This window comes from Streptomyces sp. NPDC054813 (genome assembly GCF_053611365.1).
This window is the reverse complement of the sequence record NZ_JBSHAF010000012.1, coordinates 183,521-210,376: the sequence shown is the minus strand read 5'-3', so window position 1 is coordinate 210,376 and position 26,856 is coordinate 183,521. Positions and strand designations below refer to the sequence as shown.

At 69.3% G+C, this 26,856-nt stretch carries 25 protein-coding genes, 1 tRNA gene and 2 pseudogenes; 13 read left to right on the top strand and 15 right to left on the bottom strand.

Translation table 11 applies throughout. From position 1 onward, the window contains the following. Positions 1-356: 356 nt before the first annotated feature. Positions 357-800, top strand: coding sequence for a hypothetical protein (locus tag ACWGJB_RS25375; protein WP_453382382.1), 444 nt, complete (start codon positions 357-359; stop codon positions 798-800). A gap of 414 nt (positions 801-1,214) precedes the next feature. Then, positions 1,215-1,580 (top strand): restriction endonuclease, encoded by a 366-nt coding sequence (locus ACWGJB_RS25370; protein WP_453382381.1) that lies wholly within the window; start codon positions 1,215-1,217, stop codon positions 1,578-1,580. 42 nt (positions 1,581-1,622) lie between these two features. On the opposite strand, the gene ACWGJB_RS25365 is transcribed toward ACWGJB_RS25370, so the two are convergent. The 6 genes from ACWGJB_RS25365 to ACWGJB_RS25340 are packed head-to-tail and all read right to left on the bottom strand — an operon-like array spanning position 1,623 to position 5,747. After that, a complete protein-coding gene (locus ACWGJB_RS25365; RefSeq protein ID WP_453382380.1) occupies positions 1,623-2,372 on the bottom strand; it encodes a class E sortase in 750 nt (249 codons plus the stop codon). Between the two features lie 19 nt (positions 2,373-2,391). Further along, positions 2,392-3,402, bottom strand: a complete 1,011-nt coding sequence (locus ACWGJB_RS25360) for a class E sortase (RefSeq protein ID WP_453382379.1) — start codon at positions 3,400-3,402, stop codon at positions 2,392-2,394. Beyond that, positions 3,399-4,037, bottom strand: coding sequence for an aminodeoxychorismate/anthranilate synthase component II (locus tag ACWGJB_RS25355; protein WP_453382378.1), 639 nt, complete (start codon positions 4,035-4,037; stop codon positions 3,399-3,401). The genes ACWGJB_RS25360 and ACWGJB_RS25355 overlap by 4 nt, the downstream gene beginning before the upstream one ends. Continuing rightward, entirely contained in the window at positions 4,034-4,195 is a 162-nt protein-coding gene (locus tag ACWGJB_RS25350; protein ID WP_453382377.1) for a hypothetical protein, read from the bottom strand. The genes ACWGJB_RS25355 and ACWGJB_RS25350 overlap by 4 nt, the downstream gene beginning before the upstream one ends. 52 nt (positions 4,196-4,247) lie before the next feature. Further along, positions 4,248-4,931, bottom strand: coding sequence for a class E sortase (locus ACWGJB_RS25345; RefSeq protein ID WP_453382376.1), 684 nt, complete (start codon positions 4,929-4,931; stop codon positions 4,248-4,250). Between the two features lie 27 nt (positions 4,932-4,958). Beyond that, positions 4,959-5,747, bottom strand: coding sequence for a DUF881 domain-containing protein (locus ACWGJB_RS25340; RefSeq protein WP_453382375.1), 789 nt, complete (start codon positions 5,745-5,747; stop codon positions 4,959-4,961). Positions 5,748-5,899: 152 nt separating this feature from the next. On the opposite strand from ACWGJB_RS25340, the gene crgA reads away from it, so the two are divergent. Next, a complete protein-coding gene (gene crgA, locus ACWGJB_RS25335) occupies positions 5,900-6,154 on the top strand; it encodes a cell division protein CrgA (RefSeq protein WP_046727637.1) in 255 nt (84 codons plus the stop codon). Between the two features lie 298 nt (positions 6,155-6,452). Here crgA and ACWGJB_RS25330 read toward each other — a convergent pair whose 3' ends face one another. Beyond that, the gene (locus tag ACWGJB_RS25330; RefSeq protein WP_453382374.1) at positions 6,453-7,352 is read right to left on the bottom strand and encodes a rhomboid family intramembrane serine protease; all 900 of its coding nucleotides are present in this window, start codon (positions 7,350-7,352) and stop codon (positions 6,453-6,455) included. Positions 7,353-7,504: 152 nt separating this feature from the next. Beyond that, on the bottom strand, positions 7,505-8,038 hold the full coding sequence (locus tag ACWGJB_RS25325) for a peptidylprolyl isomerase (RefSeq protein WP_453382373.1): 534 nt from the start codon (positions 8,036-8,038) through the stop codon (positions 7,505-7,507). A 344-nt stretch (positions 8,039-8,382) separates the two neighbouring features. On the opposite strand from ACWGJB_RS25325, the gene ACWGJB_RS25320 reads away from it, so the two are divergent. Beyond that, entirely contained in the window at positions 8,383-9,078 is a 696-nt protein-coding gene (locus ACWGJB_RS25320; protein WP_453382372.1) for a DUF5324 family protein, read from the top strand. A gap of 160 nt (positions 9,079-9,238) precedes the next feature. Here the strand turns inward: ACWGJB_RS25320 and ACWGJB_RS25315 are convergent. After that, a pseudogene (locus ACWGJB_RS25315) lies at positions 9,239-10,136 on the bottom strand (endonuclease/exonuclease/phosphatase family protein). A gap of 163 nt (positions 10,137-10,299) precedes the next feature. On the opposite strand from ACWGJB_RS25315, the pseudogene ACWGJB_RS25310 reads away from it, so the two are divergent. Together ACWGJB_RS25310 and ACWGJB_RS25305 are read left to right on the top strand one after the other, a co-directional pair. Beyond that, a pseudogene (locus ACWGJB_RS25310) lies at positions 10,300-10,491 on the top strand (winged helix-turn-helix domain-containing protein); the annotation flags it as partial. A 58-nt stretch (positions 10,492-10,549) separates the two neighbouring features. After that, positions 10,550-11,569 (top strand): sensor histidine kinase, encoded by a 1,020-nt coding sequence (locus ACWGJB_RS25305; protein ID WP_453382460.1) that lies wholly within the window; start codon positions 10,550-10,552, stop codon positions 11,567-11,569. A gap of 313 nt (positions 11,570-11,882) precedes the next feature. On the opposite strand, the gene ACWGJB_RS25300 is transcribed toward ACWGJB_RS25305, so the two are convergent. Further along, positions 11,883-11,955 (bottom strand) — tRNA-Ala (locus ACWGJB_RS25300). 184 nt (positions 11,956-12,139) lie between these two features. Here ACWGJB_RS25300 and ACWGJB_RS25295 point away from each other — a divergent pair. Both ACWGJB_RS25295 and ACWGJB_RS25290 read left to right on the top strand, forming a co-directional pair. Continuing rightward, on the top strand, positions 12,140-12,688 hold the full coding sequence (locus tag ACWGJB_RS25295) for a helix-turn-helix domain-containing protein (RefSeq protein WP_046727633.1): 549 nt from the start codon (positions 12,140-12,142) through the stop codon (positions 12,686-12,688). Between the two features lie 154 nt (positions 12,689-12,842). Further along, positions 12,843-14,738, top strand: coding sequence for a protein kinase domain-containing protein (locus ACWGJB_RS25290; protein ID WP_453382371.1), 1,896 nt, complete (start codon positions 12,843-12,845; stop codon positions 14,736-14,738). Here the strand turns inward: ACWGJB_RS25290 and ACWGJB_RS25285 are convergent. After that, the gene (locus ACWGJB_RS25285; protein ID WP_453382370.1) at positions 14,702-16,024 is read right to left on the bottom strand and encodes a hypothetical protein; all 1,323 of its coding nucleotides are present in this window, start codon (positions 16,022-16,024) and stop codon (positions 14,702-14,704) included. The two genes, ACWGJB_RS25290 and ACWGJB_RS25285, sit on opposite strands and share 37 nt — an antisense overlap. Before the next feature lie 190 nt (positions 16,025-16,214). Beyond that, positions 16,215-16,343: a DLW-39 family protein gene (locus tag ACWGJB_RS25280; RefSeq protein ID WP_003999697.1), complete on the bottom strand. Its 129-nt coding sequence runs from the start codon at positions 16,341-16,343 to the stop codon at positions 16,215-16,217. Between the two features lie 362 nt (positions 16,344-16,705). Here ACWGJB_RS25280 and ACWGJB_RS25275 point away from each other — a divergent pair, with 362 nt between their 5' ends. The 3 genes from ACWGJB_RS25275 to ACWGJB_RS25265 all read left to right on the top strand — a co-directional run bounded on the left by ACWGJB_RS25275 (position 16,706) and on the right by ACWGJB_RS25265 (position 18,824). Continuing rightward, the gene (locus ACWGJB_RS25275; RefSeq protein ID WP_453382369.1) at positions 16,706-17,050 is read left to right on the top strand and encodes a DUF6344 domain-containing protein; all 345 of its coding nucleotides are present in this window, start codon (positions 16,706-16,708) and stop codon (positions 17,048-17,050) included. Between the two features lie 212 nt (positions 17,051-17,262). Beyond that, entirely contained in the window at positions 17,263-18,051 is a 789-nt protein-coding gene (locus tag ACWGJB_RS25270) for a GntR family transcriptional regulator (protein WP_453382368.1), read from the top strand. Beyond that, on the top strand, positions 18,048-18,824 hold the full coding sequence (locus ACWGJB_RS25265; protein ID WP_453382367.1) for a glycosyltransferase family 2 protein: 777 nt from the start codon (positions 18,048-18,050) through the stop codon (positions 18,822-18,824). Before ACWGJB_RS25270 ends, ACWGJB_RS25265 begins: the two co-directional genes overlap by 4 nt. A gap of 110 nt (positions 18,825-18,934) precedes the next feature. Here the strand turns inward: ACWGJB_RS25265 and ACWGJB_RS25260 are convergent, their stop codons facing one another. From ACWGJB_RS25260 to ACWGJB_RS25250, 3 genes are read right to left on the bottom strand one after another with little or no spacing between them, the layout of a single operon-like run. Beyond that, positions 18,935-19,942, bottom strand: coding sequence for an FkbM family methyltransferase (locus ACWGJB_RS25260; RefSeq protein ID WP_453382366.1), 1,008 nt, complete (start codon positions 19,940-19,942; stop codon positions 18,935-18,937). Positions 19,943-19,945: 3 nt separating this feature from the next. After that, complete coding sequence (locus ACWGJB_RS25255) at positions 19,946-20,149, bottom strand: ferredoxin (RefSeq protein WP_360480748.1); 204 nt, start codon at positions 20,147-20,149, stop codon at positions 19,946-19,948. Positions 20,150-20,188: 39 nt separating this feature from the next. After that, positions 20,189-21,400, bottom strand: coding sequence for an amidohydrolase family protein (locus ACWGJB_RS25250; RefSeq protein ID WP_453382365.1), 1,212 nt, complete (start codon positions 21,398-21,400; stop codon positions 20,189-20,191). A 183-nt stretch (positions 21,401-21,583) separates the two neighbouring features. Here ACWGJB_RS25250 and ACWGJB_RS25245 point away from each other — a divergent pair, with 183 nt between their 5' ends. Together ACWGJB_RS25245 and ACWGJB_RS25240 are read left to right on the top strand one after the other, a co-directional pair. Then, positions 21,584-22,033, top strand: coding sequence for a DoxX family protein (locus tag ACWGJB_RS25245; RefSeq protein ID WP_453382364.1), 450 nt, complete (start codon positions 21,584-21,586; stop codon positions 22,031-22,033). A 651-nt stretch (positions 22,034-22,684) separates the two neighbouring features. After that, on the top strand, positions 22,685-26,716 hold the full coding sequence (locus ACWGJB_RS25240; protein WP_453382363.1) for an nSTAND1 domain-containing NTPase: 4,032 nt from the start codon (positions 22,685-22,687) through the stop codon (positions 26,714-26,716). The last annotated feature ends 140 nt before the right edge of the window (positions 26,717-26,856 follow it).

Here is a 26,856-nt window from a genome sequence, read left to right as displayed (position 1 = left end):
TACACTGAGACTCCCACCACTGAGCTCGCCCCCTCTCTATTCCTCGTCAGAGTCCGAGGTCCATCAGAGTCATGACCCTGCCGGGGCCCAACTGTTATGTCCGAATGCCTCAGCTCGATTCCCGACCTCAACGAAGTTCGCCAATCGACTCAAATCTCCAGAAGAGACCAGTAACGGAGTAACGCGGCAAAGAATTCCCCGCTACCCAAAACTATATCAAGAGCAGCAAATCCACTTTAGACGGATAGCGCAGCAAGGGTCTCTTCATATGTTCCATAGACGCTCAAGATCGCGAGTGTTATGATCATCGCGACACAAACCCCCCACAATTATGTACGCGAGTTCTGGAGGGAATAATGAAGAAGGCACTGGCGGTCCTGGGGGCCGTCTTTTCTATATTCGCTGGAATGCTCACACTGGCCCCCGCTGCCTCCGCCAGCGGCTACGGGTGCTCCGGGTCACAGATCGCCACCTACCCGATGTACAACAGCGGCACGCTATTCGGTGACGTTTACCTTTACTACGACTCCAGCACGGGCAAGAACTGCGCTGTCACGGTTGCCACTTCTGCGGGCGGCTACGGCGTCTCCAAGCTTATGTACGTATCAATTGACCGATGCGACGAAACGGTTGACACAGGGAACTGCACTGGCCCGGCCGGGGTGTCGGACAAGGGTTACTACGACTACTACGCCGGACCTGTTTCCATCAGTGCCGCCGGACACTGCATCGCTGTTACAGGCCAGATCACCTACAACGGCAAGTACGCCGGCGCCTTTGACATCGGCCACTGCGGCTAGATTTTCGCCCGAAGATCAAGGATCTTAACAAGCCGAACTCCTGCAATGTAATTGGAGTCTTGAACTCCTGGACCGGCAGGATGTGAACGTTTCATCGAAGCTTCTCCGTCCCCTCAAGTAATCACTCATTTCACTTGCAGGCGACGGGGGAGCTTCGATGCATTGTCGCTTCGCATCTTTTACGCAAGGTCGGCGAGGCATTTCTGAACGGGCCCCTGGAATCACCATTCCGCCGAAGATTGCCGAGACGGGCCTCACGCTTGGCCCGCCATGTTTCCGCCGACCCGACACCATTGGCCAAGCTTCCCCTCCGTCTCTGCCCGTCGACACGCTCATTAAGCCATTCCGGTCACCACGTGCGCTCTCTCAACTTCCTTGACCCCTTTCCCCACCGCATGAACCGAGCTCAAGAACATGACCTGGCAGGCACTCGAACGACACGTCGCCGATCTCCTTCGCCGCGACGGCTGTACCGACATTGCCGTACGACAGGCCAACAAGGACCGGAGCATCGGCGTCACCGCCCGCACCGCTGAGGGACGCACCGTGGCCGTCCAGTGCAAGAAACACACCAGTCGACGTTCCATCCGCAGCGCCGACATGCAGAAGTTCGTCGGCGCCGCACGAGCTGTCGACCGCGTGGATGGCGCCCTCTCCGTCGCCACATGCAACTTCAGCAGCGAAGCCCAGGCCATCGCCAAATTGAGCGGCATCATCACGGTGGACCGCGACGAGTTGGAGGCATGGAGCGCCGGAGCGCCACTCAGGGGTCTGAGGTAACCCCCAGACAACAAGGCGACCGAGTTGCCGTCAGTAACTCGGTCAGCTCAGTTCCTTCGGCGGCGTCCGCTCGCTGTCCACCTTCTGCACCCGCACCAACTCGCCCCACACCACGTACCGGTACCGGCTCGTGTACACCGGTGTGCACGTCGTCAGGGTGATGTAGTGGCCCGGCTTCGTCTTGCCGGACTCCTTGGGGACCTGGGAGAGGACCTTGACGTTGTACTTCGAGGTCTCCGGGAGGATGTCGTAGACCTTGTAGACGTACCAGTCGTCCCGCGTCTCGAAGACGACCGGGTCGCCGACCTTCACCTTGTCGATGTTGTGGAACTTCGCGCCGTGGCCGTCACGGTGGGCGGCGAGGGTGAAGTTGCCGGTCTTGCCGGTGGTGGGGAGCATGGCCTTGGCCGGGTCCGTGTAGTAGCCGGCGACCCCGTCGTTCAGGACGTCCGTCGACGTGCCCTTCTCGACCAGCACCTCGCCGTTCTTCATGGACGGCACATGCAGGAACCCGATGCCGTTCTTCGTGTTCAGCGCGCCCGGGCCGGTGTCCTGCTGGGCCCAGGTGTCACGGACCTTGTCACCCTCCCGGTCGGCCTTGCGGTCGGCGACGACGTTCGTCCACCACAGCGAGTAGACGACGAACAGGCCGAGCACCAGGCCCGCCGTGATGAGGAGTTCGCCGAAGACACTGACCGCCATCGCGATCGGGCCGATCGGCCGGCGGCCCGGCACGGGCACCTCGTCCGGCGCGTCGGTCTGCTCTTCGGTGTCGTCGGCGGTCGCTGCCACTGTTCCTCTGCCTCTGCCCTTACTCGACGAGCGCGTCTGGCTTGCCCTTGCTGCGCGGGCGTTCCTCGACCATCTTGCCCCACACGATCAACCGGTACTTGCTGGTGAACTCCGGCGTGCAGGTGGTCAGGGTGATGTACCGGCCCGGCCCGGTGAAGCCCGAACCCTTCGGGACCGGGTCCAGCACACTCACGTTGCTCGGCGACGTCACCGGCAGCATCGACGTCACCTTGTACACGAAGTACTCGTCCTGCGTCTCGACCACGACCGCGTCACCGGCGGCCAGCCTGTTGATGTACCGGAACGGCTCACCATGCGTGTTGCGGTGCGCGGCGAGACCGAAGTTGCCGGTCTTGTCCTGCGGCATCGCGGTCTTCAGCACACCCTCGCCGTAGTGACCGACCATGCCCTTGTCGAGGACCTTCTTGTTGCTGACGCCCTCCGCTATCGGCGCCACCACGTCCAGCTTGGGAATGTGCAGGATGGCGAAACCCTGCCCGGGCGCGAAGACACCGGGCGCACGCTTGCCGCTCGCCCAGTCCTTCTGCAGGCTGCTCGCCTCGCTGCCCGCCTGGGCATGAGCCCGGACGTTGGTCCACCACAGCTGGTAGGTGACGAACAGCAGCATCAGCACGCCGGTGGTGATGAACATCTCGCCTATCGCCCGGCTCGCCATGACCGCCGGACTCGGCTTGCGCAACCGCGCCTGCCGACGCGCCTCGACCCGGGAGAGCGGCCGCCCCGACGGGCTGTGCTCCGGCGGCGCGGTCTCCGATGCGCCGCCATGACGCCCACCACGCCGCTTGGCTGCCTTTCTGCGGGCCGCTCGGCCACCCCCTGGGAGTCCGGGGGCAGAAGAGGCTGCCGTGCCCGCAGAAGCCGATATGGGCGGCGGATCGGGGATCCGCAGCGCGACAGTCTCGTCGTCGATCGGCGGGAGATACGCCGTCTCCCCGAGCGCACCGGATCCCCCGTACGACTGACCCCCGTACGAGGTATCGGTCTCGCGCTCGGGGCGCAGCGCGGTCACGCCGTGGCCCTGCCCACCACCGGGGCGAGCCCCACCGACCTCGCCACGGCCCCCTGGTCACCGCATTCCACCAGCCAGTTGGCCAGCATCCGGTGCCCGTGCTCGGTCAGCACCGACTCCGGATGGAACTGCACGCCCTCGACCGGGAGTTCACGGTGCCTGAGGCCCATGATGATCCCGTCGTGGGTGCGGGCCGTGACCTCCAGCTCGGCCGGCACGGTGGCCGGCTCGGCGGCGAGAGAGTGGTAACGGGTCGCGGTGAACGGGGTCGGCAGCCCGGCGAAGACCCCCTGGCCCTCGTGCTCCACCAGCGAGGTCTTGCCGTGCAGCAGCTCCGGCGCCCGGTCCACCACACCGCCGTACGCCACCTGCATCGACTGCATGCCGAGGCAGACGCCGAAGACGGGGACGCCGGTGGCCGCGCAGTGGCGGACCATCTCCACGCAGACGCCCGCCTCCTCCGGCGTGCCGGGGCCCGGCGACAGCAGGACGCCGTCGAAGCCGTCCTGGGCGTGCGCCGTCGACACCTCGTCGTTGCGCAGCACCTCGCACTCGGCACCCAGCTGGTACAGGTACTGGACCAGGTTGAAGACGAAGCTGTCGTAGTTGTCGACGACGAGAATCCGCGCGCTCACTGGTTGTCCACCGTCACATCGTTGAAGGGCAGCAGCGGTTCGGCCCAGGGGAAGACGTACTGGAAGAGGACATAGATCACGGCCAGGACCAGCACGAATGAGATCAACGCCCTCACCCACACGTTGCCCGGCAGATGCCGCCAGATCCAGCCGTACATGCCGTCCCTTCCGTTCCACCACGGCACCAGAATCCCGCCGTACTGCACCAGACTAACGGCGCAGCGCCTTGGGTTTGCCTGCCTCCACAGGCTGCGTGGAGTCCAGATGCGCCCAGACGATCAGCCGATGACTGTGCCCCCATTCCGGATCGCACGTGGTCAGCGTGAGATAGCGGCCTGGACGCCCATACCCCGACTTACGTGGCAGAGGGTCGATCACTTCAACGTCCGTCGGAACTGTTTTGTAAGGGCCTTTGTCGATCCGATACGTGAACCAGGTCGTACCGTCCGTCAGCACGATCGCGTCGCCCCTGCGGAGCTTCGGGAAGTCCAGGAACGGGTCGCCGTACGTGCGCCGATGGCCGGCGACCGCGAAGTTGCCCTCCTGGCCCAGCCGGGCGGTACGGGCGTAGTGGGCGAGGCCCTTCTTCAGCACATCGGTGCCGGTGCCCTCCAGGACCGGCTTGTTCCACGTGAAACCGAACCGGGGGATGTACATGATCGCGAAGGGCTTGCCGTAGTGGTACGCGGCCGGCTCGGCGGGGGCGGCGGTCGCCTTGGCCGTGGGGTGCACCGTGGCGCTGTCCGACCACTGGCGCTGTAACTGGTCGATCTGGTCATGCATGACGCTGTCGGCCTTCACACCGGTCCAGAACAGCACATACACGACGAAGAGGACTATGAGCGTGCCGACGGTGATGCAGAGCTCGCTGACGGTCCTGACGATCACGCGCACCGGCGGCTCCAGAAGACGACGGGCTGCTTACCCCACAGGCTTCGCGTAGTGCAGATCCACTGTGCCCGAGTAGCCCGGCAGAGTCACCGTCCCGTCCTCGGTGACTTTCCAGCCGAGGCCGTACACGTTGACGTACACCATGTAGTTCTGGATCGCCTCGGAGTCCGCGAGCGCCTGCTGCATCTTCGCCGGATCCCCCACCGCCTGGATCTTGTACGGCGGCGAGTACACACGGCCCTGGAGAATCAGGGTGTTGCCCACACATCGCACCGCGCTGGTGGAGATCAGCCGCTGGTCCATCACCTTGATGCCCTGGGCCCCGCCCTGCCACAGGGCGTTCACCACGGCCTGCAGGTCCTGCTGGTGGATGACCAGGTAGTCGGGCTGCGGCTCGGGATAGCCGGGGAGCTTGGCCGTGGCGTTCGGAGGGGCGTCGTTCAGCGTGACGGTGATCGCGTCGCCGGTGAGCTTCCGGGTCCCCGCGTCCTTCTCCAGACCGGAGAGCTTGTCGTCCTGGGCCTTGCTGGAGCCGTCGTCACGCTCGGCGAGCTTCTCGTTCCGGTCCCGCGAGCCCGCGTTGGACTCGTCCAGTTCCTTGTTCTTGCGGCTGCGCTCCTGGATCAGGTCGGACAGCTTCAGCAGATTGTCGTCCGAGCGGATGTCGGTGCCCTTGGCCGTGTTGAAGCTGGTGAAGAAGAGAAGACCGGCCAGGGCGAAGACGGCGACGGTAAGAATCCGAACCGGCCGGAAGCCACTCTTGCGGGCCGGGTCCGTACCCGTTGATCCGGTGGCGTTGGAGTCGGCAGAATTGCTCAACGTACCCTTATCTCCTTCGGCGCCGCGGAAGCACTACGCTAACGGACGCCCGGGGGAGCGGTCAGTGCGCCCTTACTGTCCCCTTGTACGCTGCCCTGAGCCCGACCCAGTTACCTGCGCGGCCACGCAGCGCATCGACAGGAGAGACCCTCGTGCCGAAGTCACGTATCCGCAAGAAGGCCGACTACACGCCGCCCCCGGCGAAGCAGGCGACCGCCATCAAACTGAACAGTCGCGCCTGGGTCGCGCCGGTGATGCTGGCCATGTTCCTCATCGGACTGGCCTGGATCGTCGTCTTCTATGTGACCGACGGTTCGCTGCCCATCGACAGTCTCGACAACTGGAACATCGTCGTGGGCTTCGGCTTCATCGCCGCCGGCTTCGGCGTCTCCACACAGTGGAAGTAGCTCTGCCCAGGGCTGTTCGCTGAGTTATCCACAGGCCTGACCTGCTGTCCACACCCTCCTGGGGAAAAGACGACGATCTGTGGATAACCCATCGGGCGTTGACGCCGGTACGACTACCACAACGCCCGCCGCAAGGCTGTTCGCCCCCTGCCTGACCTGCGCGAACGCAGGTGAGTGACAGGGGGCGCAGTTGTGCGGGAACGCTATGCACAAGATCGGCCACCGACTGTGGACAACGGTTCGGTATCGGTGCGGCGAGCCGCCGTGAACGGGTGAACCGGGCGCGCGGGGAGTCCGGTCAGGTGAGCTGGGCGGTCCTGACGACCGTCAGGACGAGCGCCACCACCAGGACCAGCGCGCAGGTGCCGTACTGGACGAGGTTCCGCCGCTCGCGCGGGGCGTGCACCATCGCGTACCCGGTGACGACACCGGCGACCAGGCCGCCGATATGGGCCTGCCAGGCGATACCGCCGCTGAAGGTGAAGATGAGGTTGATCACCAGCAGGGCGATGATCGGCCGCATGTCGTAGTTGAGCCGGCGGATGAGCACCGCGGTCGCGCCGAAGAGACCGAAGATCGCCCCGGACGCGCCGAGCGAGGGCTGGTTCTGGGCGGCCAGCAGATAGGTGAAGGCGCTGCCGGCCAGGCCGGAGACGAAGTAGAGCGTGATGTACCGCGCGCGTCCGAGGGCGGCCTCCAGGGGGCCGCCGATCCACCACAGGCTGAGCATGTTGAACGCGATGTGCATGGGGTTCGAGCTGTCGTGCAGGAACATCGCGGTCAGCAGTCGGTAGTACTGGCCCTGTGCGACGCCTTCGATGTCGCCGTACTGCGGGAACCAGGCCTGACCGATCAGGTCGAAGCGGTTGGTGAAGCTGTCCCCGACGGAGAGCTGGACCAGGAAGACGGCGATGTTGACGCCGATCAGGATCTTGGTGAGCAGCCGGGGGTCGGCGGTGACGGTGCCGCCGGCGATGGTGCGCGGGCGGGTGTCGGCCGGGGGCGGGCCGCTCTGACCGGCGGTGGTGCCGCGTACGCACTCGGGGCACTGGAAGCCCACGGAGGCGCTGACCATGCACTCGGGGCAGATGGGACGCTCGCAGCGGGTGCAGCGCACGCCCGTCTCCCGGTCCGGGTGCCGGTAGCACATGGGCAGGCTGTGGGCGTCGCGCGCGTTGCCTGTCGCCTGGTCCTCCATGGGGTCCCCTCGCTCGTCGTGGGCAATACTCTGCCCCGCACATCCTTACGGACGAGCGGGGCGTTTGGTTCCCTCCGGATGCTTCCTTTCGGGCGCTTCCTTCTGGGCGTTTCCTGCTGGGCGCCTTTTTCTGGGCGCCTTCTTCTGGCGGATCAGCTCTCGCGCTTCTCGACGACGACCGTCTCGACGACCACGTCGTTCTCGGGACGCTTGTTCGGCCCGCTGACGGTGACCGAGGCGATCTTGTCCACGATCTTCTGGCTGTCCGCGTCGACGACCTCGCCGAAGATGGTGTGCTTGCGGTTGAGGTGAGGCGCGGGGTTGACCGTGATGAAGAACTGCGAGCCGTTGGTGCGGGGGCCGGCATTGGCCATGGCCAGCAGGTAGGGGCGGTCGAAGCGGAGGTCGGGGTGGAACTCGTCCTCGAACTTGTAGCCGGGGCCGCCGATGCCGGTGCCGACCGGGTCGCCGCCCTGGATCATGAATCCGCCGATCACCCGGTGGAAGATCGTGCCGTCGTACAGCGGGTTGGTGGAGACCGTGCCGGTGGCCGGGTGAGTCCACTCGCGCTCGCCCTGCGCCAGTTCTACGAAGTTCTTGACGGTCTTCGGCGCGTGGTTCGGGAAGAGCCGGACCTCGATGTCGCCGAGGCTGGTCTTCAAGGTGGCGTAGAGCTGCTCGGCCACGGTCCGCCTTCCGTTGTGCTCTCGTGTGCTCGGGGGTAACCCGGTGATGGGTTCGCCCTCACGATCCTCGCACGGTACGGCGGCCCGGTCGCCCGCCTGGCGCGTCCCTGCTCAGATCCTCACGAATCGCTTGCGGAAACCTGGCGGGGTCCACCCGATCCTGTTCGAGCCGTCCCGGGCAGGAGCGCTGAGCGCCGATCCGTGGCATTGTCGTCGACAAGCCCCTCTTAGCTCTGGTTGCACCCGTATGCCCGTCCTCGCGCGCCGCTCGGCTCGTCGGCAGGCATGATCCCTAAAAGGGTGGAAAGTCGAATTACCGTACGCCACCGAGGAGGAGGAAACCCGTGACCCGCAAAGAGAGCGTGCGCACCGCGACCAGCTCGGCGAAGGACAGCGTGCGGCACGCCGCGGAAGTGGTGGCGCCCTACGCCGACACGGCCAAGGAGCGTGCCGCGTACTACGCGCAGGAGGCACGCGTACGGCTCGCGCCCGTGGTGTCGCAGGCCGCTGAACAGGCCCGCGTCCAGTACGACGCCCGTCTCGTGCCGCGTCTGGAACAGGCGCGGACGCATGTGCCACCGATGGTGGATCAGGCTGCGCACGACGCCGCTGATCTGACCCGTAAGGCAGCCCGGCAGGCTGCCGACTATTCACGTCCGAGGTTCGAGCAGGCCGTGGCGGCGGCCGGGCCCGTCCGTGACGAGGCCACCGCGCGGGGTGCCGCCGCGCTGGCCGCGCTGCGGGGCAATGTCTCCGCCGAGGAGATCGAGAAGCTGGCGCGCAGGAACGAGCGGCGTTCGTCGTGCGGCCGTGCGTTCAAGGCGTTCGCCGTGTTCGGCGTGCTGGCCGGTGCGGCCTTCGCCGCGTGGAAGTGGTGGGACAAGCAGGCCAACCCGGACTGGCTGGTCGAGCCGCCCGCTGCCACGGAGGTCCCGGATTCGGGCCGTCTCAGTTCGGTGGACGGCAGTTCTCCCCTGCACCCCGAGGTCCAGGCCAAGGAGGCGGAGGAGCAGACGTCCCGGGACGACAAGAACCACTGAGCCGGCGTTTCACGTGAAACCAGCGGACCCCCCTCGACCCACGTGGGTCAGGGGGGTCGCCAGCGCGGTGATGCCGGCACGTATGCGGTTTTCGATACGCCGGCGATATGTTCCGGTCATGCCGGGCGGGCGCCTCACCAGGCGTCGGCGGCGAGCGTGTTCACCAGCTGATTCCGGCCGCCACCGGCAGGTGGTCGCTGCCGGTGGCCGGCAGTACCCACGAACTCCGCGGCCGCACACCGCGGACGAGGATCTGGTCGATCCGTGCCACCGGGAACTTCGCCGGCCAGCTGAACCCGAAGCCGTCACCGGCCGCGTCCTGGGCCGAGCGAACCTGCTTGGTGAGGTCGGCGAACGCGCGGTCGTCCATGGTGCCGTTCAGATCGCCGAGCACCACCACCCGCTCGTTCCGCTCGGCGGCGACGGCCTCGGCGAGGGCCTGCGCGCCGGCGTCCCGCTGGGCCGTCCAGAAGCCCGTCCTGGGAAGCACCCCGTACGGATCCCAGGTGGGCCACGTACACCGCCAGCGGCCCTTGGTCGGTGGCCACCGTGGTGCGCAGCGCCCGGTTGTACTCCATCTTGACGTCGGCCGGGATGGTGTCCGCCAGCGGCCCCTGGTCCGTCTTGACGTCGACCGGCCGGGTGTCCGACAGCGGCAGCCTGCTCCACAGCCCGACCGTGCCCCGCACGGCGTGGTACGGGTACGCCTTCGCCAGCACCTTCTCGTACGTGCCCGTGGCCTGCTGGGTCAGCTCCTCCAGGGCCAGCACGTCCACGCCGGAGACGGCCAGGGCGCGGGCGGTGCCGACCGGGTCAGGGTTGTCGGCGTCGACGTTGTGGCTGGCCACGGTGAGGTCGCCGCCCGGGTGGGACTTGTCGCCGAGCAGCCCGCCGAAGAGGTTCAGCCACACCACGACCGGCAGCAGCAGTGCGACCGCCGCGGAGGCGGAGCGACGCCACAACGCCCCGGCCAGGAGCACCGGGACGAACAGGCCGAACCACGGCAGGAGGCTCTCCACCAGGCTGCCGACGTTGCCGATCCGCCGCGTCCGCCGCATCCGCGGTATCCGCGGTACATCTGCGTCATCGTCTGTCCTCGATTACTGCGGCGAAAGCCGGCCGTTCCTGACGTCGTGCCGCCAGTCAATGCGGTGCGGTGTTGCCGACGCGTATGCCGTTTTCGATACACGGACGATATGTGCCGACTCGTAGCATCAATGTGTCGTCAGCGCCGAGGAACTCCTGGAACGCGCCTGGGACGAGAACGCGGACCCGTTCACCAACGCCGTGCGCATCACCGTCTCGGCGCTGCGCAAGCGTCTTGGCGAACCCTGGGTCATCGCCGCCGTGCCGGGCGTCGGCTACCGCATCGACACCCAGCCGGAGGCCGGGCACGAGGGAGGAGACCGTGGCTGGGGCCCCCGGTCCGAGCGTCCGCCTCAAACTCACCCTCAGCTACGCCGGATTCGTCATGCTGGCCGGCGCCCTGCTGCTGGCGGCGGTGTGGGTGTTCCTGAACCGGGTGCCCCACCCCTGGTTGATATTCGAGCCCGACTACCGCCTGGCCGTCGTGCGCACCTTCGCCCCGACGGCCGTCGCCGTCCTGACGTTCCTGCTCGTGTTCGGCCTCGTGGGAGGGTGGATCCTCGCCGGCCGGATGCTCGCCCCCCTGACCCGCATCACGGACGCCACTCGCCTGGCCACGGAGGGATCGCTCTCCCACCGGATCCGGTTGCCGGGCCGCATGGACGAGTTCCGCGAACTCGCCGACGCCTTCGACACGATGCTCGCGCGGCTCGAGGCGCACGTCGCCGAACAGCAGAGATTCGCCGCCAACGCCTCTCACGAACTGCGTACCCCGCTCGCCGTGTCGAAGGCGCTTCTCGACGTGGCCCGCAGCGATCCGCACCACGAATCCGGCGAAATCATCGACCGCCTCAACACCGTCACCACGAGAGCGATCGACCTCACCGAGGCGCTGCTGCTGCTCAGCCGCGCCGGCCAACGGTCCTTCACCCGGGAACACGTCGATCTGTCCCTCATGGCGGAGGAAGCCACCGAAGCACTCCTCCCCCTCGCGGAAAAGCACGGCGTCACCATCGAGACCTCCGGCGACATCACCCCCGCGGTCGGTTCACCGGCGCTTCTGCTGCAGCTGACCACGAACCTCGTGCACAACGCGATCGTCCACAACCTGCCCGAACAGGGCACCGTGTGGGTCAATACCGGCGTCCGCCCCAGCACCGTGGTGCTCACCGTCGAGAACACCGGCCAACACATCACCCCTCAGCTGGCCTCGACGCTTACCGAACCGTTCCAGCGCGGCACCGAACGCATACGCACCGACCACGCGGGCGTCGGCCTCGGCCTGGCCATCGTCAAGACCATCACCCGCGCACACGACGGGACCCTCACCCTCACCCCGCGCGCCGCCGGCGGAATCCGCATCACTGTCGAACTCCCCGCGATATCCCCGAACACCGACGGATAACGAGCCAGGGAATACCGAACTCGACCGCCCACGCCAGAAAAAACATCATTCGCCGGGATTGGGCGATCGAGCACCGACGAGCGGTGCACCCCGGCCTCCAGTGCTCGGCCAGGAGGCACAGGGAGAACGTAAGGACGCGGCCGCTCACGTGAAGTCACCGCCGTGGCACGCACGGTGCGTATGGATCTTCGTCCGGCTTCGCCCTCCGAGCCCTCATCTCAGGCGTGCGCTCCCCACCGAGACCCTGACGGGAAACCGGGACAAAAAAGACCCCTCCGACCGCGTTTCCGCAGGTCAGAGGGGTCTCACAGTGTGGAGCCTAGGGGAGTCGAACCCCTGACATCCGCCATGCAAAGACGGCGCTCTACCAACTGAGCTAAGGCCCCGTACGGGAAGCCGCCGCCCCAGCGAAAGGTCCGCTGGTCGGTGCCGCAGACCAGAGTACCGGGTCACCCCCCGTACCTCACAAAAAGATTGGGGGTCCCCGCGGATGACCACGCTCCGTAAGATGCTCGACGGGGTTCGCTGTAGCGAACCGTGGATTTTTTGGGGAAGCGATGGGGAGACGCAATGGACGCCGCACAGCAGGAAGCCACCGCCAGAGCGCGGGAGCTGCAGCGGAACTGGTACGGAGAGCCGTTGGGGGCGCTCTTCCGTAAGCTCATCGACGACCTGGGGCTCAACCAGGCACGTCTCGCGGCGGTCCTCGGACTGTCCGCGCCCATGCTGTCGCAGCTGATGAGCGGACAGCGGGCGAAGATCGGCAACCCGGCCGTGGTCCAGCGGGTGCAGCTGCTCCAGGACCTGGCGGCGCAGGTCGCGGACGGCAGCGTGAGCGCGGCCGAGGCGACCGAGCGGATGGACGAGATCAAGAAGTCCCAGGGGGGCTCGGTGCTCAGCAACACCACGCAGACGACGAGCGGTTCGGGTGCGCCCACGGTCAAGCGGGTAGTTCGCGAGATCCAGTCGCTGCTGCGCTCGGTGGCCGCCGCCGGTGACATCATCGACGCGGCGGACACGCTGGCTCCGACCCATCCGGAGCTTGCGGAGTTCCTCCGGGTCTACGGCGCCGGCCGCACCTCGGACGCGGTCACGCACTACCAGTCGCACCAGAGCTGAGCCACGGCCCGGTACACCGGAGGGGGTCCGGTGAACCGGGCGGGGCCCGGCCCTGGCCGAGGGGGTCACGCGAGAGGGGTCGTATCGCTCATCCGGGGGAAGGCAAGGGGGGTGTGGGGCAGGGGGGACCAGAGGGGGAGGGCTACGGGCAGTCATGGGTGAGGTCTTCGCAGGCCGGTACGAACTGGCCGACCCGATCGGTCATGGCGGAGTGGGCGCCGTGTGGCGCGCCTGGGACCACCGGCGCAAGCGCTATGTGGCCGCCAAGGTGCTCCAGCAGAGCGACGCCCACGCGCTGTTGCGCTTCGTGCGGGAGCAGGCGCTGCGCATCGACCACCCCCATGTCCTGGCTCCGGCCAGCTGGGCCGCCGACGACGACAAGGTCCTGTTCACGATGGACCTGGTCGCCGGCGGCTCGCTGGTCCACCTCGTGGGGGACTACGGTCCCCTGCCCCCGGCTTTCGTCTGCACGCTCCTCGACCAGCTCCTCTCCGGCCTCGCCGCGGTGCACTCGGAGGGCGTGGTCCACCGGGACATCAAACCCGCGAACATCCTGCTGGAGGCCAGCGGCACCGCCCGCCCGCGCCTGCGTCTCTCCGACTTCGGCATCGCCATGCGGTTCGGCGAGGCCCGGCTGACCGAGACCAACCTCGTGGTCGGCACGCCGGGTTACATCGCCCCCGAGCAACTCCTGGGCGCCGAGCCCGACTTCGCGGCCGACCTGTTCGCCGTCGGCCTGGTCGCCCTGTTTCTTCTGGAAGGCGCCAAGCCCGACGCCAAGGCGCTCGTCCAGCACTTCGCCGAACACGGCACACCCGGAGCGCCCAAGGGCATCCCCGACCCCCTCTGGCAGGTCGTCGCCACCCTCCTCCAGCCCAACCCCCAGTCCCGCTTCCGCACGGCCACCGGCGCCCGCAAGGCCCTCGCCCAGGCCATGGAGCTCCTCCCGGAACCGGGCATCGACGACGAGTTGATCGAGATCTTCGACCAACTGGGGCCACTTCCGCCGGGGTTCGCGCCTGAAGGCCCGCTGCGGATGGCGTCGGGGGTCGATACGACGCGAGGTGCGACGGGTACGACAGGGACGGCGGAGACGGGAACGAGGGCCGCCGGCAGCCCGACGGAGGCGGCCGCGGGTTTGGCAACTGCCCTTGGTACGGCCGCCGGTGCGGAGGCCGCCGCGGATCCGGCCGCGGTGACAGGAACGAGCTCCGGTTCGGACACCACAGCGGAAAAGGGGAGGCCGTCAGAGGCGGCCACCCCGACGGGTTACGACACCACACCGGAGGCCGCATCCGGCACAACGCCAGAGGCAGCCTTCGGCACAGCGCCGGAGGCAGCATCCGGCCTGGCACCAGACGCACCCTTCGACACAACGCCAGAGGCCGCATCCGGCCTGGCACCAGACGCACCCTTCGGCCCGGCACCCGAGGCCGCATCCGGCATGGCACCGGAGGCTGCATCGGGCACGCCGACCGGCATGGACCCCGGCTCGGCAGCCGGAGCCCCAGCAGGAAGCGCGGCGGCGCCCCCGGCCACCTCCACCGGTCCCACCGGCTCCGCCTCGGCCCCCGCAGGCATGTCCGACACCGGGAGCTTCCGGCTCCCAGCGCCCCAGACGCCGGTACCCGCCCCGTACGCGGAGCCGCCGCAGCCCACACCGCCGTACCCGCCGTACGCCGCCCACCAGCAGCCGCAATCGCGGCCAGCACCGGACCCGCGGCCACGAACGAAATCCGAACCGCAGCCACGACCGGAGCCGCAGCCGCAACAGCTCCCGGCCTCCTCCGTCCCGCAGCCCCACACCCCCTGGCCCCCCGCGCAACCCCTCCCCCCGGCCCGGCCGCATACCGACACCACCGACACAGCCACCTACACCGCCCGTGACCCGCAGCCGGCGTCGCAGGTCTCTCAGCTGTCGGTGCGTACCCACGGCCGGCGTCGGCGGCGGGTGCGTCGGCCCGGTCCGCCCGCAAAGGCCGCCGTGGCCATCCTGCTGGTGGCGCTGGCCTGTTACGCCGCGGGCTTCTGGGCGTTGACCCGGATCTGAGCGCGGCGGGCGGTCAGCGTCCACACGCCCAGGACCAGGAGCAGGGCCGTGCCCGTACCGATCCCGCCGGCCGCGAGCACCCGCATCGCCGTCGTGTCATGGTCGCCGGCCGCGGCCACCAGGCCGCCGCCCTGGACCGACGGCGGGTCGAAGACACCCTTCGGGACGGGTGAACCGGCGTAATCGGGACCGGAGTTCGGGGTGCCGTCGACGCGGACCCGGAGTGTCACGTCGTACGGCCCCTGCCCGAACGTGTCCGCCGTCTGCCCGGTGAGGTGGACGACGAGGTAGTAGGCGCCGGCGAAGCGGACGGAGTTCTCCTCGCCGGAGACGGCGTACCGGTTGGCGTAGGCCACGGGTGGCAGGGGGGCGAGGGAAGACGCCTTCTGGGTGCCGTCGTAGCCGAGGGAGATGTCGTCGACGTAGCCGCGGACCGGGTTGTAGAGGGAGAGGTTGAGCGCGGCGTTCACGTAGCCGTGGGTGTCGCCGCTGGTGCTGCCCAGTTCGACGGTGGTGTGCAGTTGCTGTCCCCAGTCGACCGGGACCGCGTAGTAGAGGGTCTGACCGGGGGTGATGCCGGTCTGCCAGACGCCCGTGTCCAGGGTGCGGGCCGTGGCGAAGCCGGCGCCGGCGGTGCGGCGGCGGGGGTCGTCGGCGAGCGGCTCGGGGGAGGCGGAGTTCCAGGTCCCGGGGGCGGTGGTGGCGCCGGCCCTGGCCAGGCCCGGTTCGGTGACGGGGGCGATCTCCAGGTCCCAGCTGCCCGGGGTCGTGGTCCGCGAGCCGGACGCGAGCCGCTCGACGATCACGTAGTAGGTGCCCGCGTCCTGGCAGAGCGCCTTGCCCGTGTCCCGCCGTCCCAGCGCCGTGACCGGCCGAGGGCTCAGTCCGGCGCCGAAGCGGGCGCCGTCGTAGCCGCAGGAGACACCGTTGGCGTCCTCGATCGAGACCCCGATGCCGTCGCTCGCGGAGACGGTGGCGTCGGCCGGTGGGACGGCGGTGACCGGGACGTAGGCCGTGCTGCCGGCGGCGAGTTCCAGACGGAAGTACAGCTCGCCCTTCTCCGGCAGGGTGCTGCGGTAGGTCGTGCCGGGCTCCAGCGGTACGGCGGCCGCGGTACCCGACGCCCCGGTGATCGTGCGGGCGTCCGGGGCGAAGGCATAGCCGCTGCCGTCGTCCGCCGCAACCGGAGAGGCCGGCAGCAGTGCCGTCAGCAGGGCTGCCAGTGCGAGGGCGGCCGTCCTGCCGATGCCCCGCCGTCCCGCCGCCGTACGCCACCGCCGTATCACGCGCGCCCCCAGCCGTCGCTCGTCAGCCGTCGAAGTCCCGGACCGGCCCCATACTGCCGCGCACGCCCCCGCGCCACCCGGCAATTCGTATGACCGTCCGAAACGCCCCCCTCGCACCCCCGGGCCCCCTGACAACGCAAAACCCCGACCGCGAGGCGGTCGGGGTCTCAGTGTCGTTCGTTGTCGGTGCTCACGAACCCGTGGGCACGGAGTCAGTCGCCTCCGTCCACAGATCCTGCTCGGCGCGATCCGCCTGGATCTGGCGGTACACGAGGAGCCCGCCGATGGCGGCCAGTGCGACCAGGAGAAGCTTCTTCACCGCGCGACCTCGTCTCTTCCTTGACGTAGGGGACCTCTGGCGCCCGACTATACACACCGACCGATATCGATCGGTGACCTGGCATCCGGCCCCAACTCCGGCTCACCACAAGGTGTTGCACGTCGCGTTGCACGAGGCCGGGCCGTTCTGATCGGAGGGTGATCACACCTCCACGGACGGTTACTTTGCTCCCTCTCGTCCGCCTTCGGGGGCCTTTCTTCTGATTGTTCGGCGCTCTTGCGTCCGTCCGGGTGGTGTTCATCGGAACATCGCCGCGCCACAGGTCGACGTCCCCCACTTCGCGACCCCCATACACATCATGAGGAAAGTACGCAAATCGCCCAACCCGAAAGTGAGGGGCCATGGCTCGGAACGCCAAGGTCATGACGTTGTGGACCGCTATCGTCACCGCCTTCCTCGCGCTGTGCACGGCGCTCGGACTCGTCTCCGCCACCACCGCCACCGCGGTACCGCAGACCGAGGCCCCGAGCAACAGCAGCGGCGACGACCACAGCCCGGCCGGCCGGGTGATGATCCCGGCACAGACCCACTGGCTCTGGTCCCAAGCCAGGTCCCTGCCCCCCACGATGAAGCAGCGCATCCGGGCCGAGGCCCACGGAAAGACCCCCGGCTGCCGCCAGCGGCCCCTTGACACGACCGAGTCGGAGGACCCGGCCGAACCCCCCGCGGCGAACCTCGACTGCTGATCCTCCCCAGCCAGCTCAGACGCAACGGCGCAAGGGCGACTTGCGTACGTACCAGCGCCTACTGCGACACAGACCCGCGACCGGGACCCGGCCGCGGGTCTTCGCATGTCCGGCCCCGGTCGGAACATGTCCGGCCCGGTCGGAGCATGTCCGGCCCCGTCGGTGGGGCACTCGACTCTTCAACTCCTCTTAAGGAGTCGTAGGCTGAAGTCGTGCCCAAGGCGTACGAGGAGATCGCCGACGATCTCCGCCGCTCCATCAGGAACGGCGAGCTCAAGCCCGGTGCGCGGCTGCCCTCCGAGGCGGAGCTGGCCCGGCACTACGGCCGGAGCGTGCCCACGCTCCAGAACGCGCTGCGGCTGCTGAGCGCGGAGGGTCTGATCGACAAGCGGCACGGCAGCGGCACCTTCGTGCGCAGGCCCCGCACCCGTGCGATCCGGGACAACACCCGGCACCAGTGGGAGAAGGACCGCGCCAGGATGCCGGAGGCCACCCGGGCCGCGACCGGCGCGACCGAGCACGAGACCGGGCTGGTCCTCGACGACCTGGTGTTCTTCGCCCGGTACCGCGAGCTGATCGCGCCCAGCGACCTCGCTGACGCGTTCGGGGTGCCCGAGGGCACGGTGCTCCTGGAACGCACCTACCGGACCCGGTACTCGGCCGAGTCCGCGCCCTTCAGCCTGGTGAGCTCCTATCTCGTCCGGGACATGATCGCGGCGAACCCGGCGCTCCTGGACGAGACCAGGGAGCCCTGGCCGGGCGGCACCCAGAACCAGCTGCACACCGTCGGCATCGAGGTCGCCCGTGTCGAGGAACGCTTCACCGCCCGGCCGCCGACGCCCGAGGAGGCCCGGGAGCTGGACCTGCCGGCCGGTACCTCGGTGATCCTGCTGCGCAAGACGTCGTACGACATCCGCAACCGCATCGTGGACATCTCCGTCGTCACGCTTCCGGGCGACCGCACGGAACTGTTCTTCACCACACACCTGGAAAGGTGGTGAGCGCCGCCGTGAGCCGGTGCGTCACCGTCGTCACCGCGGTCCACGCGCCGTCGGCCCGCTTCCTGCCGGAGGCGTACAAGTCGCTGTGCGAGCAGCGGCTGCCGGACGGCTGGGAGTGGCAGTGGCTGGTCCAGGAGGACGGCCACGGCGACGAGGTCCGCCCGTACGTCCCGGACGACGCCCGGGTGTCGTACCGGCAGGGCCGCACCGGCGGTCCCGGTGTCGCCCGTACCCTCGCGCTGGCCCGGGCCGAGGGGTCGTACGTCAAGATCCTCGACGCCGACGACCAGCTCACGCCGGGCACGCTGGCCCGCGATCTGGCCGTCCTCGAGGCCCACCCGGCGGTCGGCTGGGCCACCTCACGCGTCCTCGATCTGCTGCCCGACGGCTCCACGGCCGGCTTCCCCGGCGACCCGGCGCAGGGGCCGATCGAGCGCGGCGCGGTGCTCGGCTTCTGGACGGCGAACGACTTCCGCGCCCCGGTCCACCCGGCCAGTCTCTTCGTCCGCCGTGAACTGCTGCTCGCCCTGGGCGGCTGGATGGCACTGCCCGCCTCCGAGGACACCGGGCTGCTGCTCGCGCTGAACGCGGTGAGCCCGGGCTGGTTCACGGCGGAGGCCGGGCTGCTCTACCGCAAGTGGGCGGGCCAGGTCACCGGCCAGCCCGCCCATACCGACCCGGCCGAACGACAGGCCAGGATGGCGGTCGTGGCGGCCCGGGCACGGGCGCTGGCGGAGTTCGACTGGCGGTACCCGACGACGGCGGCCGACTAGAGGACACCTGCGCCCGGCCGGCCGACGGGAAGGCGCACGCGTCCGGCCGCCGGCTGGAAAGGCGACCGTGTCCGGCGGCTGGAGGGCACCCGTGTGCGGCCGCCGCCCGGCTAGAGCGTCGCCGCGTCGATCCGTGAGAACACCAGGTCGCTCTCCTCGGTCAGCGGTCGGTCCCAGCGGACCGGGGCCACCGGCTCGCCGTACAGCGCCCTGGGGTAGCTGTCCGCCGCGTAGCTGTTGGCGAGCCGGTAGACGTGGTAGCCGGCGTCGGTCATGGTGCGCAGCAGGTCGTCCGCCGCATCGCCCAGCTGGGCCATGCGGTCGGGGGTGACCTCGACGGTGATCTCGGCGTCCGGGCGCAGTTTCTCCAGCAGCGGCGCCAGCCCCCGGACCACCGCGCCCTCGGCGCCCTCCACGTCGATCTTGATGACCCGCGCGGTCTCGATCTCCTCCGGCCGCAGCAGCTCGGGCAGCGGAACGGCCTGGATGTCGAAGCTCGACTCGGCCGGACCGTCCCACGGAACGATGCTGTTGGCGCCCATGTTGCGGGAGCTGGCGAGCACGAAGGTCAGGGTGCGGTGGGCGTCGGAGACGGCGGCGTTGACCGCCCGGATGTTCCGGCAGCCGTTGAGCGCGCTCTGCTGTTCGAGGCGGTGGTGGAAGGCGGGGGAGGCCTCGACGGCGACCACCCGGCCCTGCTCCCCGACCAGTTGGGAGGCGAGGACGCTGAAGACGCCGATGTTGGCGCCGACGTCGACGAAGCAGTCCCCCGGCGCCAGTCTGCCGCGCAGCCAGTGGGTCATGTGCGGTTCCCACACCCCGAAGAGGTAGAGGTAGCGCTGGATGAGGTCCTGCGTGTCGACCGCGAACCGGGCGCCGGAGCGCGTCTCGACGACCCGCCGGCGTGGGTGGTCGCGCAGGTAGGGGTTGAGGGCGCGGGCGGCCAGGGTCTTGCCCCAGGGCCCCGGGAAGTCGCGGACGTAGCCGCGGCCGAGGGTGGCCAGGAGTTCAGTGAGTCCGCCGAGTCCGGTGGGTCCGCCGAGTCCGGTGGGTCCGCTGAGTTCGGTGGGTCCGCTGAGTTCGGTGGATTCGGTGGGTTCCGTGCCGGGGGTGCTCATCCGCTAGTCAGTGACCCTTTTCCCGTTGATCCGGATCGCCTGGGAGGGGCAGCGCTCGGCGATGTCCCGGATCAGTTCGTCGTCCCCGGACTCCTCCCGTCCGGGCAGGACGAAACCGTACCCGTCCTCGAAGCCGAACACGGCGGGTGCCCGGAAGGCACACTCACCCGACCCATAACAGACATCGGCGTCGACGGAGACCTTCATGGGAAGTCCCCTGCCCACCGGACGCCCCGCCGAACCGGGCTACGTGAAAGGCAGCTCCAGCATCCGGATCGCGTTCCCGCGCAGCAGCTTGTAGGCCACCTCCGGCGACAGCCCGCCCACGTGTTCCTGGGCGACCCGCTTGGTCTCCGGCCAGGTCGAGTCGACGTGCGGGTAGTCCGTCTCGAAGGTCGCGTTGTCCACACCGACCCTCTCGATCGCCTCGATGCCGTGCCGGTCACGGAAGAAGCAGCAGAAGATCTGCCGGTAGTAGTACGTCGACGGGGGCTCCGGGATCAGGTCCTTGACCCCGCCCCAGGCGCGGTGCTCCTCCCAGACGTCGTCGGCGCGCTCCAGGGCGTACGGGATCCAGCCCATCTGGCCCTCGCTGTACGCCAGTTTGAGCCGGGGGAACCGCACCAGGACCCCGGAGAAGAGGAAGTCCATCATCGAGGCCATGGCGTTGTTGAAGCTCAGCGAGGCCTGTACGGCGGGCGGGGCGTCGGGGGAGGCGGCGGGCATCTGCGAGCTGCTCCCGATGTGCATGTTGACGACCGTCCCGGTCTCCTCGCAGACCGCGAAGAACGGGTTCCAGTAACCGGAGTGGATGGACGGCAGGCCCAGATAGGTGGGGATCTCGCTGAAGGTGACCGCGCGGACGCCCCGCTCGGCGTTGCGCCGGATCTCGGCGACGGCCAGGTCGATGTCCCACAGCGGGATCAGGCACAGCGGGATCAGCCGGCCGCCGCTGTCGCCGCACCACTCCTCGACCATCCAGTCGTTGTAGGCGCGGACGCAGGCCAGCGCGACCTCCTTGTCGTCGGCCTCGGCGAAGGTCTGCCCGCAGAAACGGGGGAAGGTGGGGAAGCAGAGCGAGGCCTCCACATGGTTCATGTCCATGTCGTCCAGGCGGGCCTTGGGGTCCCAGCAGCCGCGCCGCATCTGTTCCCGGGTGATGCCGTCGAGCGTCATCTCGTCCCGGGAGAAGCCGACGGCCGCGATGATCCGCTTGTACGGGAAGAGCAGGCCCTCGTACTCCCACCAGTCGGTGATCTGGCCCTCGGGGTCGGTGGTGAAGCGGTACTTGCCGCCGACGTAGGCGAGTTCGCCGATGCCGGCCGTGAAGGGCTTGGGGCCCTTGTCGCGGTACTTGCCCGGCAGCCACCTCTCGAAGAGGTGCGCGGGCTCGATCACGTGGTCGTCCACGCTGACGACCCTGGGCAGATCCTGGGTGCCGGTCGCGTTCTCTGCCATGCCTACCCCCTGCTGCCTGCTTGGATGCCCGATTAACTGACGGACCATCAGATTTCGGTTCGGCTTTCAGGCTAGGCCCAGGAGCCGGTGCCAGCAAGAGCCGCCGGACCTCTTGCGACTCGCGCCGCCTTCCGCTGAACTGACGGATCGTCAGGTGAGTGGCGGATCCGGGGAGGGTGCGGGATGCGATCAGCCTTGCTGAGCGGTGCCGAGTGGTTCGCGGTGCTCCGCATCGGGCTCGGTCTGTGGTGGCTGGAGAGCTGGCGGCACAAGGACAAGAAGCAGTGGTTCGGCGGCGGGGGCATCCAGTGGGCGGCCGGGGTCGCGGAGAAGCACCGCTGGCCGGTGGTCCGGCGGGGCTTCGACGTCGTGGTCGCGCCACGTCCCCGGCTGATGGCCTACGTGGTGGCGTACGCGGAGCTGGCCCTCGGCCTCGGCCTGGCCTTCGGCTTCCTCACACCCATCGCCCTGGTGGCCGGGTTCCTGCTCAACCTGATCTACCTGACCCTCATGATCCACGACTGGGCCGAACAGGGACAGAACCTGATGATGGCCCTCATCTCCGCGGCCGGTCTCTTCGCCATGTGCTGGCAGACCTGGTCCCTGGACGCGGCACTGGGACTGTTCACCTGACCCGACGGTGCGCACGCGCCCCCCAGGGCCCGGGGAACCGCGCGCCCGTCTGCCGCCACGCAGGCGCCGCCCTCACCGCGTCCCGGGCGGCAGCCATGGCGGCCGCCGGTACCGCGGCGGGCCAGGACACGGCCCTGAACACGGCGGCCGACGACGCGGAGGAACAGGCGGTCGAGGCGGCACGTACGGCGGGCTGGATACGGCGCTGAGGCCGCGCGGACGCCTCACCTCAGCAGCACGGCGGCCCACGGCGACACGGCGCCGAAGAGACCTGGGGGTGTCACCCCAGGTGCCATGGAAGCCCACGATGAACGGTGCCCCGTGCCGTTCGGCTCCGGTCCCTCCCCACGTGGGGACCGGTGCCGAACGGCACGAGTGACCTCGGGCCCCGCAGGGCCCGCTCGGTCGGAGAAAGCAGCTGCCGTCGTCGCGCCACTCCGGCGGGTAATCGCCGGTGGAACCTGACCGAGAACATGCGGTGCTGTGCGCTGTCTCTCCGGACGCTGAGCTGGTCGGCCCGTCGGGCGCCGCCCGACCACCGCCTTGCTGCAGCGAAATCCTGCCAGTCGAGGTGCACATCTGAGGAGCCCAGGACGTCCGGTCCAGGGCTTCGCCGCAGGTCAGCCATATAAAGTGAGTTTTCCGGTCCGGATGTCCAGCACCGGGGGAAGTAAGGGGTGGAGAGCCTTGGGTCCCGACGCAGGGGCACGCACAGCCTTCGCGGAACGTCTCGCGTTGCTGTACAAGGAGGCCGGCAATCCTCCGCTCAAACGCGTCGCCGAGGCGGTCGACCGGCTGCATCGCGTCGACGAGCGGGGCCGGCCCGTGCGGGTCTCCGCCCAGCGGATCAGCGACTGGCGGCGGGCGAAGAACGTACCCGCGCAGTTCGTCGCCCTCTCCGCCGTACTCCAGGTCCTCATCCCCCAGGCCCGGCGCTCCCAGCCGACGCCGGTCTCCTCCGGTCTGTACGACCTGCCCCAGTGGCAGAAGCTGTGGGAGCGGGCCGTGGCCGATCCGGTCGGCGAACTGCCGGAGGCGGCGGAGGAGTCGGACGCACCACCGCCGGTCGACAGTGTCTGCCCGTACCGGGGCCTGGCCTCCTACCGTCGTGAGGACGCCCGCTGGTTCTTCGGCCGCGAGCGCAGCACCGACGCCCTGGTCGCCCAGCTCCGGTCGGCAAAGGCGGGCGGCGGTCTCGTCATGCTGGTCGGCGCCTCGGGGGCGGGAAAGTCCTCGCTGCTGAACGCCGGCGTGGTCACGGCACTGCAGAACGGCGCCCTGGCCGAGGAGGAGGACCGCCCGCACGAGGTCCTGCAACTCGTCCCGGGAGCGGACCCCGTCAAGGAACTGACCCGCCGCATACCCGAACTGGGCGGTCTGGCGGACCTGGACGATCCAGGGGCCGTACGGGAGGCGGTCACGGCCTGGGCCGGGCGCGAGGCCGAGGATGTTTCACGTGAAACATGGCCCTCCGGACCCGATCCGGCACGTCCGGTCGTGATCGTGGACCAGTTCGAGGAGACCTTCACCCTCTGCACCGACGAGGCGGAGCGGCGCACCTTCGTCCAGCTCCTCCACACGGCCAGTACCTCCGCCGCCCCCGACAGACCAGCCCCTGCCCTGGTCGTCCTCGGCATCCGCGCCGACTTCTACGAGCAGTGCCTGGGCTACCCCGAGCTGGCCGACGCGCTCCAGCACCGGCACATGGTGCTCGGCCCGCTGACCACCGCCGAGCTGCGCGAGGCCATGACCGCCCCCGCCAAGGCGGTGGGGCTGGAACTGGAGCCCGGCCTCGCCGAGCTGATCGTCCGTGAGGTGAGCGCCGACGGCCCGCGGGGCGCCCATGACGCCGGCGTCCTCCCACTGCTCTCGCACGCGCTGCTCGCCACCTGGCAGCGCCGCAAGGGGGGCCGTCTGACGCTGGCCGGCTACCGGGCGGCCGGCGGTATCCAGGGTGCTGTCGCCGCGACCGCCGAACGCGCCTGGTCCAGCCTGGACCCGGCCGCCCGCACCGCCGCGAGGCTGCTGCTGCTCCGTCTGGTCCGCCTCGGCGAGGACACCCAGGCGACCCGCAGGCGTGGCACCCGGCGCCAGCTGGCCGCCGAGTCCACCGACCCGAACAAGACGGAGGAGTCGCTCGAAGCGCTGGTCCGGGCCCGCCTTGTGACGCTGGACGCGGACACCGTGGAAATCACCCACGAAGCGCTGCTGCACGCCTGGCCCCGGCTGCGTGAGTGGCTCGACGAGGACCGCAACGGCAATCTGCTGCGCCAGCGTCTGGAGGAGGACGGCCGGTCCTGGGACGAGTCCGGCCACGACTCCGCGCTGCTGTACCGGGGCTCGCGGCTGGAGCAGGCCCACACCTGGGCGAAGTCGGCCGGTGACACCTTCCTGACCCGCAGCGCGGTGGAGTTCCTGGCGGCCTCGGTGCGGCTGCGCCGGCGCACGGTGTGGATCAGCAGGGCCGCTGTGTCGGCGCTGGTCGTGCTGGCAGTGCTGGCCGCGGGCGCCGCCGTGATCGCCCGGCAGCAGCGGGACGACGCGATGTTCGAGCAGGTGGTCGCGGAGGCCGACCGGTTCCAGTACTCGGACCCGGCACTCTCCGCCCAGCTGGACCTGGTCGCACACGGTCTGCGCCCGGACGACGAGGGCGCCAACAACCGTCTGGTGTCGATCGTCAACGCACCGCTGGCCACCCCGCTGCTCGGCCACACCGGAGCCGTCTACCTCACCACCTTCAGCCCCGACGGCAAGACGCTGGCCACCGCCGCCTACGACCGCACGGTCCGCCTGTGGGACGTCAGCGACCCGACCCGCCCCAAGGCGCTGGGCAAGCCGCTGTACGGCCACACGAGCTGGGTCTCCAGCGCGGTCTTCAGCCCGGACGGGAAAACCCTGGCCAGCGCCGGCGACGACGGCACCGTACGCCTGTGGAACGTCTCCGACCGGCTCCACCCGGCGTCCCTGGGCACCCCGCTCAGCGGTCACGACGGCACGATCTACCTGGTCGCCTTCAGCCCCGACGGCCGAACCCTGGCCACCGCCGGCGAGGACCACACCGTCCGCCTGTGGGACGTGCACAACTCGCGCCACCCCACGTCGATCGGCACCCTGACCGGCCACACCGAAGCCGTACGCTCCCTCGCGTTCAGCCCCGACGGCCGCACGCTCGCGACCGGCAGCGACGACAACTCGATCCTCCTGTACGACGTCTCCGACCCCCGGCGACCCGAGCGCGTCGGGGCGCCGTTGACCGGGCACTCCGGGACCGTGCACTCCGTGGCCTTCAGCCCGGACGGCCACACCCTGGCGAGCGGCAGCAAGGACGACACCGTACGACTGTGGGACGTCACCGACCGGGCGCGCGCCAAGGCCCTCGGCGCGCCGCTCACCGGGCACACCGGGCCCGTCTGGTCGGTGGCCTTCAGCCCCGACGGCTCGATGCTCGCCGCGGGCAGCGCGGACTCCACGGCCAGTGTGTGGAACGTCGGCAACCCGGCCTTCCCCTCCCAGGTGGGCGAGCCGCTCGCAGGCAGCAGCGGGGAGATGTACGCCGTCGGCTGGAGCCCCGACGGGCACACCCTCGCCACCGGCAGCGGTGACGGCAAGGTACGGCTGTGGTCGATCCCCGGGACGGACATGATCGGCGAGGCGGGGGCGTTCAGCCCGGACGGCCGCGTCCTGGCCACCGGTGGCGGCGACAGCCGGATGCGGCTGTGGAACATCACGGATCCGGCCCGGCCCACGGAGCTCGGCGAGCCGTTCCGGACCGGGTGGCGGGACCTGCGCTCGATGGTGTTCACCCGCGACGGCCGCACCCTCGTCATCATGACCGGCGAGAACAACATCAACTGGGTGCAGCTGTGGAACATCTCCGACCCGGCCCACCCCAGCCAGTACGGTGCGCCCGTCCGGCTGAACACCCGGTACGCGGGCTCCGAGGCACTGGCGCTGAGCCCCGACGGGCGCACCGTGGCCGCCGACTACGACGACCGCACGGTCCAGCTCCTGGACATCACGGACCCGGCCCGCCCCAAGCAGCTCGGCAGGCCCCTCAAGGGCCACACCGGCTATGTCAACGCGCTGGTCTTCAGTCCGGACGGCAGGACCCTGGCGAGCGGCAGCGCGGACGGCACGGTCCGCCTCTGGGACGTCTCGGACCGGTCCCGTGCCAAGGCTCTGGGTGGCCCCCTCAAGGGCCATCTGGGCCCCATCAACACCCTCGCCTACAGCCCCGACGGGGCGACCCTGGCCAGCGGCAGCGACGACGACACGGTCCGCCTCTGGAGCGTCTCCGATCCGGCCCGCGCGACCCGGCTGGGCGCGGCCCTCACCGGCCACACCGAGGCGGTGGTGTCCCTGACCTTCAGCCGGAACGGCAGGACCCTGGCCAGCGGCGGCAACGACAACACGGTCCGCCTCTGGAACGTCTCGTCCCCGTCCTCCGCCCACCCCATCGGCCAGTCCATGAGCCCCAACGCCAAGACGGGCAACTTCCTCTCCTTCAGCCCGAAGAGCAACATGCTGGGCGTCTCCAGCGGCGCCGACACGGTCCGGCTGTGGAGCCTGGACGTCGACCGGGCGGTCAGCCGCATCTGCTCGGTCACCCGGAACGTACTGACCGCGGCGAAGTGGCAGGAGTACCTCCCCCGCCTCACCTACGACCCGCCCTGCGACGACTGAACCGGCCCGCCGCATGACCGCCTTCGAGTGATCCCGATCACAACTGCTTACGGCGGCTGAGAAGTTGACTCCCGCCGCACAGGCCACCTTGTTAGGCTGGCCGCAACCCGGTCGCTGGTGCATCCCCCGTCGCCAGCGAC

Bases quoted from the DNA above. Each gene is read 5' to 3' on its own strand.
- ACWGJB_RS25375 (WP_453382382.1), top strand. From the start codon at position 357: ATGAAGAAGGCACTGGCGGTCCTGGGGGCCGTCTTTTCTATATTCGCT.
- ACWGJB_RS25370 (WP_453382381.1), top strand. From the start codon at position 1,215: ATGACCTGGCAGGCACTCGAACGACACGTCGCCGATCTCCTTCGCCGC.
- ACWGJB_RS25350 (WP_453382377.1), bottom strand. From the start codon at position 4,195: ATGTACGGCTGGATCTGGCGGCATCTGCCGGGCAACGTGTGGGTGAGG.
- ACWGJB_RS25330 (WP_453382374.1), bottom strand. From the start codon at position 7,352: ATGGAGGACCAGGCGACAGGCAACGCGCGCGACGCCCACAGCCTGCCC.
- ACWGJB_RS25305 (WP_453382460.1), top strand. From the start codon at position 10,550: ATGCTGGCCGGCGCCCTGCTGCTGGCGGCGGTGTGGGTGTTCCTGAAC.
- ACWGJB_RS25295 (WP_046727633.1), top strand. From the start codon at position 12,140: ATGGACGCCGCACAGCAGGAAGCCACCGCCAGAGCGCGGGAGCTGCAG.
- ACWGJB_RS25290 (WP_453382371.1), top strand. From the start codon at position 12,843: ATGGGTGAGGTCTTCGCAGGCCGGTACGAACTGGCCGACCCGATCGGT.
- ACWGJB_RS25275 (WP_453382369.1), top strand. From the start codon at position 16,706: ATGGCTCGGAACGCCAAGGTCATGACGTTGTGGACCGCTATCGTCACC.
- ACWGJB_RS25260 (WP_453382366.1), bottom strand. From the start codon at position 19,942: ATGAGCACCCCCGGCACGGAACCCACCGAATCCACCGAACTCAGCGGA.
- ACWGJB_RS25255 (WP_360480748.1), bottom strand. From the start codon at position 20,149: ATGAAGGTCTCCGTCGACGCCGATGTCTGTTATGGGTCGGGTGAGTGT.
- ACWGJB_RS25250 (WP_453382365.1), bottom strand. From the start codon at position 21,400: ATGGCAGAGAACGCGACCGGCACCCAGGATCTGCCCAGGGTCGTCAGC.
- ACWGJB_RS25245 (WP_453382364.1), top strand. From the start codon at position 21,584: ATGCGATCAGCCTTGCTGAGCGGTGCCGAGTGGTTCGCGGTGCTCCGC.
- ACWGJB_RS25240 (WP_453382363.1), top strand. From the start codon at position 22,685: ATGTCCAGCACCGGGGGAAGTAAGGGGTGGAGAGCCTTGGGTCCCGAC.